The organism is Maribellus comscasis, assembly GCF_009762775.1.
In the GTDB taxonomy this organism is placed as follows: domain Bacteria; phylum Bacteroidota; class Bacteroidia; order Bacteroidales; family Prolixibacteraceae; genus Draconibacterium; species Draconibacterium comscasis.
Genome location: NZ_CP046401.1, coordinates 3,252,975 through 3,273,847, shown reverse-complemented (window position 1 = coordinate 3,273,847; position 20,873 = coordinate 3,252,975). Strand labels below are relative to the sequence as shown.

The 20,873-nt window shown below is 38.0% G+C and carries 12 protein-coding genes; 1 reads left to right on the top strand and 11 read right to left on the bottom strand.

What is annotated here, in order from left to right; translation table 11 throughout:
• Positions 1-4 precede the first annotated feature (4 nt).
• The gene (locus tag GM418_RS13055) at positions 5-919 is read left to right on the top strand and encodes a TIM barrel protein (protein WP_158866959.1); all 915 of its coding nucleotides are present in this window, start codon (positions 5-7) and stop codon (positions 917-919) included.
• Positions 920-1,215: 296 nt separating this feature from the next.
• Here GM418_RS13055 and GM418_RS13050 read toward each other — a convergent pair whose 3' ends face one another.
• The 11 genes from GM418_RS13050 to GM418_RS13000 all read right to left on the bottom strand — a co-directional run bounded on the left by GM418_RS13050 (position 1,216) and on the right by GM418_RS13000 (position 20,857).
• Entirely contained in the window at positions 1,216-2,115 is a 900-nt protein-coding gene (locus GM418_RS13050) for a hypothetical protein (RefSeq protein ID WP_158866957.1), read from the bottom strand.
• 80 nt (positions 2,116-2,195) lie between these two features.
• Positions 2,196-3,455 carry a peptidase U32 family protein gene (locus tag GM418_RS13045; protein WP_158866955.1) on the bottom strand — a complete coding sequence of 420 codons (1,260 nt, stop codon included), beginning with the start codon at positions 3,453-3,455 and terminating at the stop codon, positions 2,196-2,198.
• A 168-nt stretch (positions 3,456-3,623) separates the two neighbouring features.
• A complete protein-coding gene (locus GM418_RS13040) occupies positions 3,624-4,340 on the bottom strand; it encodes a hypothetical protein (RefSeq protein WP_158866953.1) in 717 nt (238 codons plus the stop codon).
• A gap of 12 nt (positions 4,341-4,352) precedes the next feature.
• Positions 4,353-9,077, bottom strand: a complete 4,725-nt coding sequence (locus GM418_RS13035) for an efflux RND transporter permease subunit (RefSeq protein ID WP_158866951.1) — start codon at positions 9,075-9,077, stop codon at positions 4,353-4,355.
• A gap of 115 nt (positions 9,078-9,192) precedes the next feature.
• Positions 9,193-12,303: an efflux RND transporter permease subunit gene (locus tag GM418_RS13030; RefSeq protein ID WP_158866949.1), complete on the bottom strand. Its 3,111-nt coding sequence runs from the start codon at positions 12,301-12,303 to the stop codon at positions 9,193-9,195.
• Between the two features lie 32 nt (positions 12,304-12,335).
• Positions 12,336-13,394, bottom strand: a complete 1,059-nt coding sequence (locus tag GM418_RS13025; protein WP_158866947.1) for an efflux RND transporter periplasmic adaptor subunit — start codon at positions 13,392-13,394, stop codon at positions 12,336-12,338.
• A gap of 21 nt (positions 13,395-13,415) precedes the next feature.
• Positions 13,416-14,897 (bottom strand): TolC family protein, encoded by a 1,482-nt coding sequence (locus GM418_RS13020; RefSeq protein WP_158866945.1) that lies wholly within the window; start codon positions 14,895-14,897, stop codon positions 13,416-13,418.
• 33 nt (positions 14,898-14,930) lie between these two features.
• Complete coding sequence (locus tag GM418_RS13015) at positions 14,931-18,278, bottom strand: golvesin C-terminal-like domain-containing protein (RefSeq protein WP_158866942.1); 3,348 nt, start codon at positions 18,276-18,278, stop codon at positions 14,931-14,933.
• Between the two features lie 19 nt (positions 18,279-18,297).
• A complete protein-coding gene (locus GM418_RS13010; RefSeq protein WP_158866939.1) occupies positions 18,298-19,191 on the bottom strand; it encodes an ABC transporter ATP-binding protein in 894 nt (297 codons plus the stop codon).
• 294 nt (positions 19,192-19,485) lie between these two features.
• On the bottom strand, positions 19,486-20,070 hold the full coding sequence (locus tag GM418_RS13005; RefSeq protein ID WP_158866936.1) for a T9SS type A sorting domain-containing protein: 585 nt from the start codon (positions 20,068-20,070) through the stop codon (positions 19,486-19,488).
• A gap of 202 nt (positions 20,071-20,272) precedes the next feature.
• The gene (locus GM418_RS13000; protein ID WP_158866933.1) at positions 20,273-20,857 is read right to left on the bottom strand and encodes a hypothetical protein; all 585 of its coding nucleotides are present in this window, start codon (positions 20,855-20,857) and stop codon (positions 20,273-20,275) included.
• Positions 20,858-20,873: the final 16 nt, after the last annotated feature.

Here is a 20,873-nt window from a genome sequence, read left to right as displayed (position 1 = left end):
TGTTATGAAAAATACAACCCGCAGGAATTTCCTAAAAACAACAATTGCCGCTACCTCTGGTGCCATGCTGGCTTCTCCCGCCTGGGCAGGATATGCATCAAAATCTCCGTTTAAAATATCGCTTGCCGAATGGTCTTTTCACAGGGCACTTTTTGCCAATGAAATGACAAATCTCGATTTCCCGGTAATTACTCGTGAACTGGGGATGGAAGGTGTTGAATATGTAAATCAATTTTTTAAAGACAAGGCAAAAGATGAAAAATATTTAGCTGAGTTAAAGAAAATTGCAAAAAATGAAGGTGTTGAAAATGTTTTGATTATGTGCGATGGAGAAGGAATGGTTGGTCATCCTGAAAAAGCTGAACGATTAAAAACCGTTGAAAACCACAAAAAATGGGTTGATGCTGCAAAATTTCTCGGATGTCATTCAATCCGCGTAAATGCAGGAAGCAGAGGAAGCTATGAAGAGCAACAAAAGCTGGCTGCTGACGGGCTCAGGATGCTGTGTGAATACGGAGACAGCAAAAAAATAAATGTAATTGTTGAAAACCACGGAGGTCTCTCAAGCAATGCCGAATGGTTGGTTGGCGTTATGAAGCTGGTAGATCACAAACGCGTAGGCACTTTACCCGATTTTGGAAACTTTGTTATCGACAGACAAACCGGCGAAACTTACGACCGCTACAAAGGTGTTGAACTACTTATGCCTTATGCAAAAGGAGTTAGCGGAAAATCGCACAATTTCGATGCACAGGGAAACGAAACTGAATCCGATTTTTACCGCTTGATGAAAATCGTAAAAGACGCGGGGTATAAAGGTTACGTTGACGTGGAATACGAAGGAAGTGAACTCCCGGAAAAAGAAGGGGTTATAGCAACAAAAAAATTACTTGAAAAAGTTTTTGATTCACTTGGTTAAAAAAGTATAAACAAAAAAAGGAAAAGTCACTATTTCATTTTAGTGGCTTTTTTTTATTCATGCCGGCGAATAATTTTGTTGAATTCTGAAACCATAGATAATACCCTTCGTACATTAAAATGGCTTGTATTAATTGCTTTATTTTTTGCCTTGACTTAGAGGGTTGATTGGTTTAATAGTTGGTAAAAAGTAAAAGAAAATTATTAGTTGTTTGTCTTTTAAAAAAGAAAAGCGGTGATTCTCGCCGCTTTTCCTATTATATTATCCGCTATTAATTTTCATGGATAAGATATGCCTTATCTTTTCTGGCGGTAGAAAGGCCGCCATGGAGTTGTCCGGCCAGTTCCTTTCACTCCGCTTCCTTTTTTGTTTTTACCTGAATTTTTATTTAATCCCAAATCAGTTTTTGATGTAAACACAATGCCCAAAGTTATTTGTGTTACAAATGCTCTGTTCCCAACTGCTTTTAAACTTTGCGATTCCAGAACATAATCATAGTTCGGAATTCCATCCAGTTTATCTGTGCCAATAAACGAAGCAGTTCCATCTAAATACAATGAAATTTGTTCATTCAAGGCAAAATCCAGTCCTGCTCCAAATCCATAACATACGGCAGCTTCTTTGGGTTGATCGCTATCTTCAGTTCCGATAGCATACAACACACCTGCTCCTTCTTCATCCCAAACCTCTTCCCAAACACTCAAGTCTTCATAGTTATATTCAGCGCCAACAAATGAGAGCCCTCCAAATGCTTTAAAGAATGGGTTTACACTCCCATCAGGTGCAAAATAATATCTGAAATTCAGTATTAGATTTAATGCTGATGACTCGTAAACTATTGGTTCAGTTACTCTATGTACTATTTCTGGAAAATCCTGTGCCAAAATATAATTGTAATAAGGGGGAATATCATTACTTCCGGAAAATTTCGAAAAATCCAGTTCTATCCCCGTTTCAATATTTGGTGACCATAGCTGCATTATTTCAGCTTCGAATCCTGGTTCAAATGCATGGACAAATTCAGTGGCATTAGGATTTGAAAGATTTTCAATCAACGGATGATCTACTTCATCTTTCCCCACTTCATCATTAAATTTTCCATAATTTACGCCTACGCGATATTTAAGGATTTGCCCAAATACATTGCCACCAACGAGTGTAAGGATTATCAGGGTAAGAATCAATTTACGGTTCATACAGCGTTCATAATTAGTATAATGAATAAATAAATTAAATACTTTTTTACGAAAAACGAAAATTACAGATAATTATTATTTTAACGTCGAACTTTAACTTCCTTTGCTTCAACTACTTTAAATAATTTGTCGGAACGTCGTAATTTGGAATCAACAAATACGGAAATACGCTGACCTTTCATCCCTTCCTCTACCGAAAGCAAATTATATCTGATTTCCTTTACAACAGTTTGCACAACTCCGGTTGTCGGGCCAGTTACAATTATCTCATCACCTACTCTTAAATTATTTGTTTCAAGTTTGAATTCTGCTACCTGTATATTAGTAAAGTAATTTGTACACTTACCAAGGTACAGTTTTCGTTTTGTAGCCTGAGAGCCATAGTTGGCACTCCATTCACCAAGGCGCTGGCCAAGATAGTATCCGTCCCAGAATCCCCGGTTAAAAACCATGCCAAGGCGCCGGTTCCAATCCCCGACCTTTTCTTCAGTAAATTGGTTCTTTTGCCACGCCTCAACTGCTTCGTGATAACACTCAACTGTTGTTTTTACATATTCGGGAGAACGCGCACGCCCCTCAATTTTTAATACAGAAACACCCGCATCAAGAATTTTATTCAAAAAATGAATGGTCTTCAAATCTTTGGGAGACATAATATATTCATTATCAATCTCCAATTCTGCGCCGGTTTCCCTGTCTGTTACCGTGTATGCCCTTCTGCAGGTTTGCAAACACGAGCCACGATTTGCTGAAGAATTCATCTCATGCAAACTGAGATAACATTTTCCGCTAATAGCCATACAAAGTGCTCCGTGTACAAACATCTCCAAACGAACAAGTTCTCCTCCCGGGCCTTTTATTTGCTCCTCTTCAATTTGTTTGTTTATCTCCCAAACCCTGCCTATGTTCATTTCACGCGCCAAGACAACTACATCAGCAAAATGGGCGTAAAACTTCACCGCTTCAATATTGGTAATGTTCACCTGTGTAGAGATGTGTACCTCCAGATGAATAGACCGCGCATACTGAATTACTGAAATATCAGCTGCAATTACGGCAGAAACGCCAGCTTTTTTAGCTGCATCCAGCACTTCGTGCATTTGCTGAACTTCACCATCAAAAATTTCAACATTTAGCGTTAAATAGGTTTTTACTCCGTTTTCGGATGCCGTTTTAACAATTTTATTTAAGTCATCGAGGGTAAAATTATTGGCTGAACGTGACCGCATATTCAAATGCTCCACACCAAAATAAACGGAACCTGCCCCACCCTGAATGGCTGCCATAAGTGATTCATACGAACCAACCGGGGCCATTATCTCAACTCTTCCTTTATCCATAGCAAAACTAAATGCCCCGCAAAGTTAAAATTTTATCTCAATTTATTGGTTAAAAGATTTTTAGTATAAAAAAGTAAATGCAGGCAATCAACCCCCACAAACTCCATTATTTGTGCCGATTCATTTTGTTTGCCTGCATTAACCAAGGTACTAGCCCTTCACAGATATCTAAACAAACCTTTCCCTCTTTTGCAGATTAAAAAGGCCGTATAAAATAAATACAATCATCCCTACACCAAGAAAAATTCTGTTTTTCGATATTAATCCCTGCCAAATTACTTCGTTCAAATTGTCAGGTATTTGAAAAGGATTTAAAAATACATTCCACTGTGTTCTTTCTATTGCGTCCTGAAGTATCAACAAGGCCACACCAATTATTACCATTACAACAGCGGTTCCGTTTCCGTTTTTAATTAACGTTGAAAACATAAAAGCAAGTGCACCCATAAATACTATCGGATACATGAGCTGGTAGGCCATTTCAAAAATATTGATGTCGTATAAAAGCACAGACGCCAACGCGGCAAAAAAGTATATAATGATAAAAATAAGACTAAAAATCATAAGCAATCTTACCAGCCATACTTTATACCTGTAGTTTGGAATTCCAAATAGTATTTCCAGCATTCGTGAATCATCATCGTTCTGAATGCCAAAAACTGTTGGATAAAAAATCAACAGGATTCCGGGAAATATCAAAAGTTGAAAAATAGTTCCTTCGCTAATACTTGCCCTGTTTATAACTGTTTGGATGGCAAAAAACAGAAACACAGCCAATGCAGCAATCAAAAACCATATAAACTTATTGGCAAAAATTATTCTCAGATTATACCGAATCATCTTAATAAATATGATCAGTCGGTTTCTAATATTTAAGTTTTTCATTTGCTTTCAGTTTTAAACGAAATCTTTTAGTAAGCACAAATAAGCATCTTCAAGATGTGGAGGCACGTTTACTGCATTTTCCGCTGGTTTTTCTTTTGCAAGGCAGCGAACTTTTATATTCTCTCCGTCGCGCATGTGGTGAACAATCATTTGTTTATTTGCAAATGTATCGAACTCTTTCGCCGGAATAGAAAAATGCCATACAAAGTTGTCTCCCATTTTGACCATATCGTTCGGCGTACCAAAATATTTGAGATTACCCCTGTTGATTACAGCTACCTGGTTACAGGAACTTGAAATATCTTCTATAATATGTGTTGAGAAAATTACAATTCTTTCCCTGCTCAGTTCAACAAGCAGGTTACGGAATCGTATCCTTTCCCTTGGGTCAAGACCTGCGGTAGGTTCATCAACAACAAGAATTCTTGGCAGATTTAGAAGAATTTGGGCTATACCAATTCTTTGTTTCATTCCACCGGAGAATGAACCTATTTTATCGTCTTTTCTCTCAAACATATGAACACTCTTCAGCACGTACTCCAGGCGTTCGTTTCTTATCTTCGTATCTTTAATTCCTTTCAAAATCGCCTGGTAATCTAAAAAGTCCCATGCGGACATATTTTCGTAAGTACCAAAAGCCTGTGGCAAGTACCCAATTAAGCCCTGCAATTCTTCCCTGTATTTCTGGGTATCCATTCCGTTAATCCATATCTTGCCGTAGCTCTGTTCCAAAATACCACAAACAATCCTCATCATGGTTGATTTACCGGCACCATTCGGACCGAGTAGTCCAAACATTCCGGTTTTTATTTCAAGCGATACGCCATTTAATGCCCTGAACGGTTTTTTTCGCTTTCCAATTATTGGTATTTGCCGTACAATCGTAAAAAATCCTCTTCGTAAACCAGCAAAACGCCCGCTAATCCTGGCAATATTGAGGTTTTTCTTTTGAATGTATTCTCCTGAGGTATATATTACAAGTAACAATAACCAAATTATAGCCACAAAAATCACCATTCCCAGATTATCCCACCGCTTAAAGAAAATAAACAGAAATAATAATGGAGTAAGCCAGTAAATAAGATTTTTAACGACTCGGTTTATTTTAAGATATACAGGTTTTGATGTAGATTCATATTTGTTAATCATCACCTGGTTAAACGGAACGTATAATAAAAACAAATAAAAGAAAACGACATGTGACATTACCCACATCCATAAATTATTTTCCATATAAATAAAGGTGAAATAAACCAGGAAAATAAATAAGGGGAGCTGCCAAACAAGGTCATAAAAATCTCTTATGTGTTTATAATCCTTGGTTAACCCGGCACGTTCACGAATTTTTATACCTGATTTCCATTCACGAACAAATCTGTTGTCCCGATCATAGATCTTAACCAGTCTCCTGATTTTAATTGTTATTGCTTGCTCTTCGTCGATTACTTTTGAACTGGCCTGGCGTAAACTTGTCATAACAAAAGCAGTAATACCGGGAACCGCTATTATCAGTATCATAAAATCGAGTAACTGCCAGATAAAGGTATTCACTTCGAGATAGATGTATATTGAGCCAACAATAAACACAGACAGTTGTCCTATTTTCAAAGGCCAGCTCAATGAATTTATCCAGTCGATTGCATTCTCAAGACCGGCGTATAAAGTCGGGATAAATATAAGTGTGAGTATTGTACTAAACGCTAAACCGCCAATTACTGTAATTGCAAACGGAGCTCCAATAGCACCCACATATTCTGCCTGTCCCATTGCCAAAGGAAACATGGCAACAATAGTTGTAATGGCGGTAATTAAAATCGGACGCACTCTGGAAAGGCCGGCTGTCATTAAAGCGCGAGACTTCCGATAACCTCTTTTACGAAGTATATTGGTATAGTCAATTAAAATAATACCGTTGTTTACAACCACGCCAAGCAAAATAAGAAAACCCATTAATGTATTGGCGTTAAACAAACTGTTTCCGGTAAATATCAATGCAAGGAATGAACCGATAGCTGCCAAAGGAACAGAAAACATTAAGACAAAAGGTGTTGAAAGCGATTCAAATACAGAAGCCAGAATCATCAAAATCAGGATAAATGCAGCTGCAATAAGAAAATAGAACTCTGAATATTGATCTTCCTCATGAACGACTTCTACCGCCACTCCCGACGGAAGTTTGTACGATTCTACGATTTGGTCAATTTCAAGACGGTAAGCTTCCAAAAGATCCTTTGATTGTTCTGCCTCTTCGACAAACTGGTAGGTTACTTCAATCTGTTTTTCCTGATTTACACGCGTAATCCTCGACATCCCTTCATCGTAAATCAGTTCTGCCAGATCCTGTAAATCGTAAGTTGCACCTTCTGAATTACTTATTTGCAACATTCGCAAATCGTCAATCCCTTTATCCGTGTCTTCTTCCTCTTCTCCGTCATCAAGCTTTTCCTTAATAACAATTTCGTATTCCTCGGTCCCCTGCTTAAATGTGGCACCCGATGTAAATTCGCGCGAAAAAGTTGAAAGCTCTGAAGTGATATTTCCTAAGTTAATACCATAATCAGTTAAAAGTAACTGGTTAAAATGCAGGTGAATTTCAGGTTGATTACTGGAAACACTTAACCTTACGCTGCGTATCGATTCCAGATCCTCGATATAATATTCCAGATCTTCCGCAACACCTTTCATTATATCGAAATCTTCTCCTTTTATAATGATTTGTTCCTGATTTGAGCCAATTCCCAAAAAGCGGCTAAAATTCTCGGTTCCGCCACCTCCCATTCCACCGCCGCCGCCACGAAAGCTCGAACTGGATGTAGGTGCAGTTAAACTAATTTCTCCCTGTGATATATTGTCAAACCGATCTTCGACATCAGACTTAATTTCAGCGACGGTTCGATCTGCAATATCTTTATAATCTTCTTTCAAAACAATGGTTAATACCGCTTCATCTTCCTCAATTCTTGAGCTGACATCCTGTTTCTCCTCCAGGTCTTCCAAACGGCTTTCTATTTCCTTAACAACTAAATCTGTCTTTTCAAGTGTTGAACCGGTAGGCATAGTTACATACACCGAGAATTCTGTCTCTTCCACTTCCTGAAGGTTACTAACACTAATTGCCAAAACGACAAATACAGTTATAAAGAAAACTACAATTGCACCAATTACTGTGCCTGCAGGTTTTCTCATACTTGACTTCAGTAAAAGAATATAAATTTGAATAATCCGGTTATTTGTTGTAACCTTTTCATAAAAAATATTGTGCGACGATTTTCCTCTCAGTAAAACGTGCGCTGCCATTGGAATAAGAAGTAACGCAACAAACAGAGAAACCATTAAAGTTGAGATAATAGACACGCCAACGTGATTTCCAAGCAACTGAATCATGTAATCGGTTGAAAACACAAAGGGTAAAAATACAGTTACCGTGGTTAATGTTGCTGCAACAATTGATCTCCAAACCTCCTGAGTTCCCTGAACTACTGCTGTATCCGCATCGTAACGTTTCCCCGAAAGCCGGTAAATATTTTCCAGTACTACAACACTGTTGTCCAGCAACATTCCTATAGCCAGAACCAATCCAACCAATGTTAAACTGTTTAACGAAATATTAAAGGCATAGAAAAGATTAAATGCAGTAAAAACTGAAATTGGTATTGCGAGAGCAATAAAAGAAACAATTTTCAGATTTTTCAGAAACATCCATAATACGAAAATGGCTAAAAGACCTCCCACCAGTGCCAGGTTCATTATCTGGTTAATGTTGTCTTCCATTGTTTCGGCAGAGTTGGTTTGCACAACGATCTCAACATCTTTGACAGCAAGCTCATTGTTTAAACGCTGAATTTCTTCGTCTACAGCATGAGAAAGGTCGATAAGATTGGCCTGGGAATCGGAGACCAGAATCATCGAAACGGCATCCAAACCGTTTACCCTGCTAATCGTTTCTTCTTCTTTTACACCAAAATAAATATCGGCAACATCTTTCAGGAAAATTGGCCCATCGGCAACAACAATATTTTCAATATCTGAAACATTGTCATATTCAGCGGTAACATGCACAAAGTATTGTTTTTGCGAATCATGCAGATACCCGGCAAAAGTACGCGCCGTTGAACTCTCCGAAATAGCCCGTTGAATTTGAGACGGAGTAATATCGTATGCCTCACAGGCTCCAGCGTCGTATGTAACTTCAATGGATTTCTCCTTCCCACCATAAACGGTAACAGAAGCAACTCCATCAATATTTTCCATTTCAGCTGTTATCTCCTCATCAACAATATTCCGAATTCGGTCAGTACCGCCGCTACCCCGGATTTGCACTTCCATAAACTGATTGCTAAGCGACTCCAAATCAACCCTGTTTACGGTTACTATAAAATTCTCATCCAGATTATCGGTAACCTGCTGAATCTTTTCCTGCAGTTTCAGAAAAGTATACTTAAAATTTACATTTTGTTTAAAATTTACCTGGATAGATGCCGTTCGGTTGTTTAAGGAGGATTCCATGCTCTCGATACCTTCCATTGTCCCAATTGCACCCTCAATCGGAATTACTGCCTGATTTTCCATATAATTCGGGTCAACTTCCACCCTGGAATTAATGGATACAAACAGCATAGGGAGTTCGGCATTTGGCATTAACTCAACCTCAAGCCGCTGATAAGAGACATAGCCCAAAAGGGTAAGTCCCGTAAAAAGCATGGTGATGAATATTTTTCTGCTTATGATGAATTTCATGTGCCCTATGATTTTTTAAATTTTACATGAAACACACGGAACCCGCCAACAATATATTTTTCTTTTTTTTGATAATATTTAATTCCGGCTCGTTTCATCCTTAGAATTTATGAAATTAAACTTGCTCAACCGCAGTCTCTTTTTTATTTGTAAACAATCCTTTAAACCTGTCTAATACGTCGTAAACACAAGGAATAACAACCAATGTCAACAGGGTTGATGTAACCAAACCTCCGATAACAGCCATTGCCATTGGAGACCTGAGTGAAGCACTTTCTCCAAAGCCTATGGTGAGCGGCAGCAATGCCAGGATTGTAGTTAAGCTGGTCATAATAATTGGTCGGATTCGTTGCTGACCGGCCAATAAAATTGCATCCTTCCGGTTTACTCCTTCACGTATTAACTGGTTGATGCGATCAACCAAAATAATAGAATCGTTTACAGCAATACCTACCAGCATAATCACACCTATTATGGCCATTATATTCAGGGTTTTCCCTAATAAAAAGAATGTGACTATACTTCCTACCACTGCCAGTGGGATTGTTAACAAAATAGTAAACGGGTGAATAAGTGATTCAAACTGCGAAGCCATTACCATATAAACCAATACAATTGATAGCAAAAGCGCGAAACCAAGGTTCGCCATCGAATCCTGACGTTTTTCTTCTTCACCGGTTACCAAAATCCGATAATTCTGTGGCAGCTCAATTGAGGATGTTGCCTCGCGAATTTGATTAGCCACATGGTCGAGGGCAACTCCCTTTTCCAATTGTGCAGTAACTTTTCCTATCCTGTTTTGATTTCTTCTGAAAATCTCTTTGGGAGAAACTCCATAAGAAATTTCGGCAATTTCATTCAAACGGAACACCTGAGTTCCGGAGGTAATGGTCAATTCGTCAATTTCATGCAATCCTTTTTCAGGAACTTTAATGGTTATATCCTGCATTTCGCCCTCTTTTTCGAGCTCTCCGGCATTCATTCCTTCAAGTTGTTCCTGCAGCTGGCTGATTACTGAGCTTATATCAACTCCATACATTCCGGCACGCACCCTGTCAACTTTAATTTCAACTTCAGGAGCACCATGCTCTATCGAAGACTGGATATTAAACAACCCTGACATTCCTACCATCCTTTCTTTAACCTGAGTTACAATGGCTTCAATTTCTTCCATTTCTTCTCCTCTGACTTCGACAACCACAGGGGCTTCATCTGTTCCAAGAATAGACTTCAGTGCGCTTTCTTCTTGTGTGAATGTAGCCTCAAGTCCTTCAACACCAGATAAAAGTTTATCAAGAGTTTCAATTACAGTCTCTGAAGTAACTGTTGCTTCTTCTTTCAAAATCACCTTAATTTCAGCTGTATTTTCGCCTTGGAAAACGGAGGTCTCATCGCTGGCTATCCCACTGGAAGGGCCTGCATGAGAATATATATTATCCAAATTCTCACCTAAATAATCTGTAAGAATGTTTTCAATATTTTTTACCGTCGATTCAGTTCGGCTCAACTCTGTTCCCTCCTGTAGTTTTAAATCAACTGTAAATTCCCGGGTTTCAGTTTTGGGCATAAATTCTGTACCGATCATTGGAACCAAAAATACTGAACCGGCTACTAAAGCAGTTGCCAAAATGATAACCAACCACTTTGCCTTTAGTATCTTTTCAAGAAAACGACCGTAACCACCTACTTTAACTGATTTTTGTTTCACAGGCATCTTTTTGTTCCTGTAAAACCTGTGATACATCATAGGGATTAAGAAGATGGCTACAAAAAGTGAAGAAATTAACGAAAAAGCCACCGTCCATGCCTGGTCTTTAAACAATTCTCCTGACGCGCCATGCAAATAAACAATTGGAAGGAATACTACGATTGTGGTGATTGTTGAAGCAGTAATTGCCCCACCAACCTGTGAAGTCCCGATTACGGCTGATTCCTTGGCGCTTAACCCGTTTTCGTGGTTTCGGAATATATTTTCCATAACCACAATTGCATTATCCACAAGCATACCTGCTCCAAGCGCCAAACCTCCCAACGTCATTATATTGATGGTGAGATCATTGAAATACATCAAATTAAATGTGGCAATTATTGATATTGGAATTGCAACACTAACAATCAATGTTGTGCCAAACCGGCGAAGGAAAATAAAAAGAATAACAACCGCCAGTAAAATACCAAGCAAAGCTGATTCTTCAACTTCTCCGATAGCCTGGCTAATAAATCTTCCCTGGTTTGTTACCTGGGTTAAATGATAGCCGGGCAGCGCTTTTTCAATATCTGCCAGTGATTCATTGATTTGTTCAACAGCTTTAACCGTATTGTATTTTGTTTCTTTATAAACAGCAAGACCAATACAACGCTCGCCATTAATGTGAACGATATTCTCAGGTTCTTTATTTCCAAAAGACACAGTTGCAACGTCTTTCAGAAAGATAGGAGCCATAGAAACAGTTGCTTCGCCATCGGCAACTTCGCGAACTGCTTTATATCCAACAATTAAATTTTCGAAATCTTCGGTACTCTGGAGCATACTAACTCCCTTAACAATGTATTGCATTCCCATTTCACTAATGCTTCCCCCGGAAACACTGGTATTGAAACTTTGAATACGGGTACTTATCTCGTCCATTGTGAGATCCTGTGCTTCCAAACGGTAAGGATCGGTTTGGATTATTACTTCGGCTTCCTCCTCCCCGGAAAGTTCAACCTCGGCAACACCTTCCAACCTAACCAGTTCGTTACGGATATAATTTTCGGCTGCTTTTCGCAACTCATTCATGTCTTTAATTTCAGAATGAGTTAAACCGATAATCATCACCGGCGAAGTATTTGGATCATGTTGGGTTATTGTCAGCTCATCAATTTCGGAATTTTGGGTGAGTGTATTTAAGGCTTTTTGCAAATCGAGAAAAGCCTCATCCATATCTTTATTCCAGTCATACTCCACGGTTATTTGAGCAGAACCCACTTTTGAAACAGAAGTGACCTGTATAACATCGGACTGGCGAATGGCAAGTGCTTCGATATCTTCCACAAACTGTTTTTCCATTTCTTCCGGGGGCCGCTCTCCGGACTGGACTTCGACAAAAATCCGCGGCGAATTTAAGTCGGGGAACAAGTCAACACCCAGCTTATCGTACGAGATGTATCCCAGGAGGACAACTCCCAGAACGACCATCAGTATTGTAACCGGGTAATTGACAGAAAATTCGGTTAATTTCTTCATGCTAATAAATTTTCTTTGTTACCGGTCACTTTCTAAAGTATAACTTTTACTTTCGAACGATCGCGCAATGTTTCATACCCGTCAATAATCAACCTGTCGTTAACACTTAAACCTTCCAGTACTTCAACCGACTCCTGGTTTTGGAGACCAATGGTCAGCCAACGATCCTCGGCGGTGCTGTTACGCCCCACAACAAAAACATATTTCCCCCGGTTGCCGGTCATAATAATTTCTTTTGGAATTACAATGGTACTGTCTTTTTGTGCAGTAATAATATCAGCCTTAACAAACATACCGGGACGTAATTTTAACTCCGGATTGTCAATTTCAAGAACACCTTTGAATGTTCTTGTTTCAGTGCTGATAATGGGTGAAAGCTCAGATATATGCCCGATTAGTGTATCTTCGCTAAGTGTGTAATTGGTAATCAAAGCTTCCTGCCCAATCTTAACGTCTGAAATATTTTTTTCAGGAAGATTTATTTCGAGATACATTTTGTTGTAACTCATCAAACTAACTACTTCTGTTCCTGATGGAACCAGTGTTCCTGCTGTATAATAAGGAAGGTCAACGATAACACCGCCAAAAGGTGCAACCACATTCATTTTGGCCAGTTGCAGCTGAGCATTTTCGTAATTGTATTGCGCGGTGGTTTTTGATACTTCGGAATTCCGAAGCTCATAAAGCGTTACGCCACCTTTTTCATATAGTGATTTTTGTTTGTTGTATTCATCCTCTGAAATTTCAAGATTTAATTTCGCTGATTCGATAGCCACACTGTTTTCATACTCTTTATCTTCAAGACGGACAATTACCTGGCCTTCTTTAACTCTATCACCAAGTTTAAAAGGTCTACCTGTTTGCGGATTTGTCATCACACGATATTTTCCGCTCATTTCGGTACTTAACGTTGTTTCTGATTTTGCGTTTGCTGTTCCGGTAGTGTTTATAAATTGCATTATACCTCCGAGCTTAACATTCTCTACCGACACCGGAGAAGCCAGTTCAGTGTCAGTATTTTGCGATTGATTGTTACAGGAAATTATCACTGCGACAATTCCCAACATGAATAGTAATTTTATATTTTTCATTTTTGTTTGATTTTTCCTGGTTTATTTTTCTTCATTTATATATAACTCGGTTGGTATAATTGCCTCGTTTGTTTGAAAATCATACAAGCTTTGTATTTTCAGATTTAAAAGTTCAATTTTATAATTTATTAAAGCTTGTGCGTAAGCTACCTTCATTTCGGAAAGCTGTTGCTGATAGAGATTTAAATCCATACCTGTCAGATCACCATTTTCATAACGTTCCTGGTTAATCTCGTAGGTTAACTGTGCATTTGTTTCGTTTTGCCTGGCAATACCAATCTGGTTCAACTGGTTTTGCAAATTACGGAACGCCTGCCGAATACCAATGATAATTTCATTTTGCTGATCTTCGTAATTCAGTTGTTCAGCTTGAATAGCTGCTTCCTGAGCCTGAATTCTGGCCTTTCTTTCCCCCCAGTCGAAAAGTGGAATACTAAAGGAAAGCGCTATTGAAGGACTCTTTGTTGGATTATCGTACACCTGAGTAAGATTTCCGTTATCGCCGGTTATTCCGTATCTTACGTTTAACGAGCCCTCAAATTCGTTTAACGCTTTTGTTTCAATCATGGCAAACTGACTTGTTTCAATATCTATTTCACGTTGCCTGAGTTCCATTCTTGAAGACAAACCATTTTCAATCGCCTTCTCGAGATCAACATTAACCGGATTTGCTTCAACATCAGCCAAAACCAGTATATCTGTATATAAATCCATACCCAGATACAGTTTTAACTGGTCTTTTGCATTTTCAAATGTTACTTCAGCATCCTGAACTGAGGATTTAGACTGGGCTAAGTTTAATTCAGCCTGGTACAACTCTTCTTTAGCTGCCAAACCGGCATCAACTTTATTTTTTATGATATTGTAACTGGTTTGTGTATTTTCCTGTTCGTCTCTGGCAATATCGAGGTTCATTTGAGCCAAATAAACATTATAAAAATAATCTGTTACGTTCCTCTCCAGGTTCAATCTCTGCATAGCGTAACTGATATTGGCATTTTCAAAATTTAGTTCCAGTTCTTTTAACTGAAGTTTTAACCGGTTATATGTAAAGAGAGGCTGATTAAAATTCAGATATAAATTGTTGTAAAAAACTTTACTTTCTGAATCGTTCGCATCAGACAAACTTTTCTGCCAGCCAAACTCATTATTCAAAGAGATTGTACCATCAGTAATTAGAATAGGCTGCGCAACTGTAAACAAACTGCTGGTTTGCAAATTTTCGTTGGTGTACCATTCTGAAACCCTGCTATCGAACATCCTGCTTCTGCTAAAATTGAGTGGATTAACATCTAAAGAAAACCTTGATTTTAAAGCTGCCCGCTGTGCTTCAAGGTTCTTCTGGTAGCGGGTAAGATTAAGCAACGATTGTTTAATATCGGGGCTTTCCGTTTCTGCATACTGCAAAGCTTTTTCAAGTGTTAAAGCCTCCTGTGCTTTTAGTTCCATAAAACTAAAAACCAATAAAAGCCCCAGGATTGCAAGATTGTGTAATACTTTCATTTTTGATTTATTTATTTCTTTGATTTAATTGTTTTAAAGCTCAACTATTTTTACGGCATCAGCAAAAACGACTCTACCCTGCGACTTGTTGGAAAGTTCGACCAGTGCCGTGTCCGACGTGAAATAAAACGCCCCAAGATGGTTCCAGCCTTCATCTGCATTTTGAATACCTAAGGATTGTTCTTCCGGGCCTTCATCTGTATATATAGTAAAATGATACTCTCCCTGCTCACGATCTCTTCCTCCCGGCCCCCTTCTAAAACCTCTCGATTTATAAAGATAATAATACACATCGTAATATCCGGGCTTTTTAACAGGCACATGCCACTTGGCTATTTGGGAGCCATCGCCACTTTTTATATAATATCCGGAACGAACATAAGTGCCGTAAAAATCAGTATTGGTAATCGCGGTCCAGATGGTCGGCGGACGCCAGTTATTCATTCCCTGGTATTTTGATCCTCCTTCTTCTTCATCGATTATCCATTTTTCCAGAAGACTGACTTTCTTGTTGCTTGTTACCTCAAATTGCGGGTCTTCGTTATCAACAACAGTTTCATTAGGCAATGAAGTTTGCACCGGAACATCGGTTACCAATTCACCTTCAAAAGGATTGGCTTTCAAATCTTCTTCAACATCACGGAATCCTTCGGTAATCACCTGTGGAATATTCTGCGAGGTCATTGTATTAATCATAACCATCCGAGGTTCCGAATTCAACAGATAACTTATATCTTTTGTCTGGTGTGGCTCAAGATAAATAAGTTTATTGATTAAATCGTCGCCTCCGGGAGGACCAAAACCGGGGCCTCCACCGCCTCCCAAACGAAAAATTACTTTAACCAGACCCTCTGTGTCAGAAAAATTTGTTGTTTTAAACTTTATCATTGTCCGCATCATTTCACCTGATTTGACCTTAACAGCGGTAATCGGAGAAATCAAAAAGCCAGGTAACTCCTTGGCTTTGAACCAATCGTCCATTATTGGTATCAATTCGATTCCAAATTCGTTTTTAATTCTTTGATCAAAATCTTCAAATGAAATATTTTTAAACCGGTATTCTTTGAGAACACTTTGCAGGAACTTTGCAAATTCTTCCATACCTGCTTCATACTGAATCTTAGAAAAAAGGGCATCTCCCTTTAATTTTATCACATTATCAATGATAGCCTTTTGGTTTACATCGGCCAAAATTTCCTCAAATGTACTGTCCTGCAAAGCAATATTGGCTTTTTCGTCTTCACTGATTCCAGACATATCGCGCATAAATACTGATCTCATGTCCACTTCCTGGTTTTTAAGATAAGCTTCAAACACACGGTTGGTAATGGGCCATGTGTCAGACTGAATATTATTTTGAAAATTGTAAAAAAGTGGGAAAGCAAAATAGGGACTTGCAGTTGTAGTTACTGTTCCTCCTCCTGGGCCACCTCTAAAATCGGTCTGCTCTTCTTCGGTAAATGATCTTAAAAATTGCCCCAAAACGCGCATTTGTATATCCTCCGGGGTTTGCGAACCTCCACGCCCACGATTCCCCCAGCGTTCTATCCTCTTTTTTGAGCCTTCAAAATCTGCGTCGCGTAACATAAAACCTTTTTCAGGCATAAGTATTTGTTCAGGCTGTACATATTCCTGACATGAAGTCCAGGAGCGTGGATAAGTTTTGAACTGAGCAGGTGCTTCAACCAAAGCCAGTCTTTCAAAAGCGTATTCAAGATTATATGTCCTTTCAAAATCCTCAAGCTGCTCGTTAATTATACTTGGAATTGTATCCTTAATTTCGTTAAATGCCTCAGAAAAATAATTATGCCCGTCCATCAGCCAAACTCCATATTCTAAACTATCCATTTCCATTTTCAAATACTCATAATTTCCGATGGCAAGGGAAAGCCGGGTTAATGGATGTTCATTTTCAAACGTAAATTGTCCGGCTGCAACTTCATTAATTTTTCCCTGAGAGATTGCTTGTAACCCGGGAGTTGTATTGACTTTCAAATTGTAATTTACAAACTGGTTATGATTCCAGCTAACATCTTCCGAGCTGTATGTTACTCCTGTTCCCGGATACCAATTCGCTTCGGGTGTTAACAAAACATATTGTGGAGTAAGAAAAGCATATCTTTTATCTACATTTATTACAAATTTTCCATACTTCTCCTGAATGGTTTCTTCATCAATATCAAGATAACAGAGCGCTTCATTAATTTTTCCGGAATAATTAAATTTTATTTTTGCTTCTTCCCCCGGTTGAAGATTTACATTCTCCGAAATAAAAACCAAATGTTTTTCACGACTAAAAGATGTTTCTTTTCCTTTTAATTGAATACTCTCAATTCTCAATCCACTGTTCAAATTAAAAATCAGTTTGTTTAAAGGAACATTGTTTTCATTCTTTATCGTAATATCCGATACAACGTCAATGGTTTCTCCCTGGTGTTTTAAATCAATGGCATTGGATAAAATAACCGGAATCTTCTCTTTCACATACTGGTTATTGAGTTCAACTACCTCTGCACGAAATTTTTCAGTTTGTTTAAACTCATCGACATGCCGATAGGCCAGATAACCGCCTGCTCCGATAAAAACGACACTAAAAATTAATGAAATATATGTCATGGCTTCCGACTGAGGAAGTCGTTTTAATAGAAAAATTGTGAGAAAGATAAAACCAACTCCAAGAAAAAAGTAAATCCCCCTGTGATTAAGTATAATATCGATATTGCCAAAACCAACAATGTCAGAATTTAACATCGGGATGTTATATGCCATGTAATCAAAAAGGTAATAATATTTCGCCTGAAGCAGGAACAAAGTTATTCCGATATACCCCAGAATCAAAACAAAAGTAATTGCCTGGTTACGAATGACACTCATTAAAAGAAAAGACAATCCCATTATAAAAAGAAGGGTTGGAACACTTACCGCTACGAGATAAAAACCATAAGAAATCCAGCTTACCGAAGTTTCCTGGGCCAACATATTAAAAATAAGGGCCATGCCAACAACCACAATGTTTAATACTAAAAATACCTGAAGGTTTCCCCATGTTTTTCCAATAACATATTCGCTGTTGGTCATCGAGCGCATATAAATAACCTCGGTAGTATCCAGCTTTTTGTCGCGCTTTAAAAAATCGGAAGCCAAAAAAACAGCAATTACCGCCTGTGCAACATTCAAAATCAGCAAGTTAAAGTAAGGGATTGCACTTGGAATACTTCGAATGGCCCATCCGTCGCCGCCGCCACCTTCTATTACCATGCCGAAATTTATTCCAAACAACACCAAAAGCGATAAAATACTAAAGATCCTGAAGAACCAGCTTCGGAGCAGTGTTTTACGCTCATATTTGGCAATTGAAAATATATTGTGTAATGAAATCATCTTTCTTAATTATTATCTGTTAAGCATTAGACCACTGGTTTAATTTATTCTCCATAAAATGTACATACGCGTGCTCAAGGTTGGGGGCAATTTGTTCGCCTTCGTAACCATTAATATCTTCAGAAACAACCTGCACTTCCCATCCTGAAGCAACAGGAATAGTTGAAATCACCGGGTATTTTTCATTAATCTCCATATACTCAGTTTCAGTGGCTTTGATGAGCCAGACATTTCCTTCGGCTTGTTTTACAAGCTGTTCAGGTGAACCGGAAAAAGCAAGTTGCCCTCTGTTTAATAAAGCCATATTGTCGCAGGTACTTGAAATATCTCCTACAATGTGTGTTGACAAAATAATCACTACATCGCGGGTACTGATATTCGAAAGCAGATTTCGGAAACGAATACGTTCTTCAGGGTCAAGACCGGTGGTAGGTTCATCAACGATAATAATTTTTGGGTCGTTAATAAGCGCCTGTGCGATTCCAAGCCGTCTTTTCATACCTCCTGAAAGTTTGTTGGCATTTCTATCTCTTGCTTCAAACAGGCCCACTTCTTCTAACATTTGATCTACTGCATTTCTGCGAACCGAACCGTTTTTCATACCGGCTAAACGGGCTGTATAGTCTAAAAATTCGTATGTTTTTAATTTTGAAAAAAAACTGAAATCCTGCGGCAAATAACCAAGCATCGAGCGAATTTCTCTTCTGTTCTTTGATAAATCATAACCATCGAAAGTTACTTTTCCACTGCTGGGTTTCATTAATGTTACCAAAATACGCATTAGTGTTGATTTTCCTGCACCGTTAGGGCCAAGCAAACCAAACATGCCATTCGGAATTTCAAGATTCAGATTTTTTACGGCATAATATCCGTTGGGATAAACTTTGTTCAGATTTTCGATTTTTATATGCACTGCTTAAATCTATTTTGATTAAACACTGATTTGGACTTATAACCAGTTAAATAGTTTAAATTTGGTATCCATTTTTATTGAATTGTTACAGACTGACAACTCAAAAACAGAAGTAAAATAAAAATAACCAAACAATAAACCATTGAGATAAAAATAAAGGGGCATAGATAACAAGTTTATTATTAATACATTATCAAAACAAAAGAAAAAAATTTCAAACAATGCCTTAAGATAACAATTATGATAAAAAAAGCCCCATAAAAATGGAGCTTTCTTCTACAATGCAAACTAACCCTACAGTTGCACCTGAGCAGAATGATTCTTAAACCACTCTCTCAAAACAATTTTGTATTCTCCCTTTTCGGCTTGATTCAGAACAAGCCGCTTCTGTATACTCATTTCATTTCCGAGGTAAATACCATAAACCAATTTATCTTTTTTGTAAATGGAAAGATAAACACCCTTTTGCGCTACATTCAGAAAAGAAATATTTAATTTTTCTCCTTCAATTTCAAAATACGGTTCGTAAAAAAATTCTGCCGGACTGATTTCAACTCCATTGGGGGAGACGCTCAACGCACTGTTTAAACTCCTGTTTCCGTAATTAACACAAACAAAGTAATTGCCCTTTTTTAACTTTGAAAAATCAATCTGCTGTTTGTACCTCGCAGTTCTTTCCCGTAATTTTTTATGGTACACAACTTCTCCCTTCGTGTCCTGAACAGTTAATTCAAACCATGTCGGTTCGGATGATTCAAACTGAACAGAAACTATCTGCTCATCGTTTGCAGTAATGGTCATCTTTGGTTTCTCAGATGCATAACTTACTGCTGACACAAGCATAAAAAGCAATACAAATAATAAATATTTTGTTTTCAAAACTGTTTTCTGTTAATTGTTCTATTATTAACGACTCGAAAAGTCGGGGCTCAGTTACACCTTCAATACAACTTATCGACGAACAACTGCTAACAGATAACAAACAACGTTAAAACTTTAGTAAATAAAATCTCCGAACAGGCATAAAAAAAGGCCCTGCAACCGCAGAGCCCCTAACTAAACTAAACCATTTTCTTATCTATTATTTAACCAGACTAAACGCATATTCATCGTTTAAAGAACTAAGAATAACAGTGTATTCTCCGGAATCCAGTTTTGAAAGATCATAACCTGAACTAACGGCGAAGTTATTTCCAATTTTTGATTTGTAAACCAAATCGCCTTTACTGTAAATAGAAAGATTCAAATTTTCTTTATCAAAATTCAGGTAAGAAAATTTCAAAACATTGTCTTTGTAGTCAAAATAAGGATCAAAGGTCAACTTTGAGTCGCCAACATAAATCCCTTTATGGGCAACTTCAATGTCTCTCGACAACTGAGTGTCATTCACTTTCAGGTTAAGGACATAACTACCATCTTCAAGATTTGCAAAATCAAAAACTTTTTGATAATCGGTTAATGGTTTGTTTGATTCTTTATAATATACCATTGAACCATCTTCAGCTTCGATACTCAGCTCAAAATAAGCTGCGTTTTCATTTGTAATTGCCACAATAGCTCTATCAGCTGTTAATGGAATTACGTTCATTTTCGGTTTCTCAACTGCACTGGCAATTGCTGCAATTGCGAATGCTGTTACTGTAAATAATAATTTAATTGTTTTCATAACCATTCAATTTTTT